The 629-nt window shown below is 67.9% G+C and carries 1 protein-coding gene and 1 pseudogene; both read left to right on the forward strand.

Annotated elements, in window-relative coordinates; all coding sequences use genetic code 11:
* Window positions 1–188 (forward strand): annotated as a pseudogene (locus tag JCM19049_RS16845) (hypothetical protein); the annotation flags it as partial.
* Window positions 189–217: 29 nt separating this feature from the next.
* Window positions 218–629: chorismate synthase (locus JCM19049_RS16850; protein WP_279403489.1), on the forward strand; the 412-nt coding region annotated here is incomplete at its 3' end.

The following is a 629-nucleotide window of genomic DNA, read 5'->3' on the forward strand; positions in this document are numbered from 1 at the left end:
CCTACGACCCGTGGCCCTCGGCCCTGGCCGCCGCCTGGCGGGGGCCGGTCATCAACGGGCTGGCGATGCTGGTGCACCAGGCGGTGGAGCAGGTGCGCCTGTTCACCGGGCTGGACCTGGCGCAGGAAGAGCGCGAAAATGTCACAAACACCATGTTTGCGGCCGTGGCGCTTCATCGAGGTCGGTAAAAGCGCCGGCACATGGCAAAATGTAGTGCATGTTGCGTTGGTTAACCGCGGGCGAATCGCACGGCCCGGCACTCGTTGGAATTCTTGAAGGTCTACCCGCCGGGGTCCCGGTGGACAGTGAGCTCGTCCGTTCGGCGCTGGCGCGCCGGCGGCTTGGCTATGGCCGCGGGGCCCGCATGAAGTTTGAAAAGGACCAGGTCAGCTTCCTGGGCGGGGTGCGCCACGGCGCCACCCAGGGCGGACCGGTCGCCATTGAAATCGGCAACACCGAATGGCCCAAGTGGGAACGCGTGATGAACGCGGACCCGGTGGATCCCCGCGAACTGGAGTCCCTGGCCCGCAATGCGCCGCTGACCCGCCCGCGCCCGGGCCACGCCGACTTCACCGGCATGCAGAAGTACGGGTTCAATGACGCCCGCCCGGTGCTCGAGCGCGCCAGCG

This window comes from Arthrobacter sp. JCM 19049 (assembly GCF_001310435.1).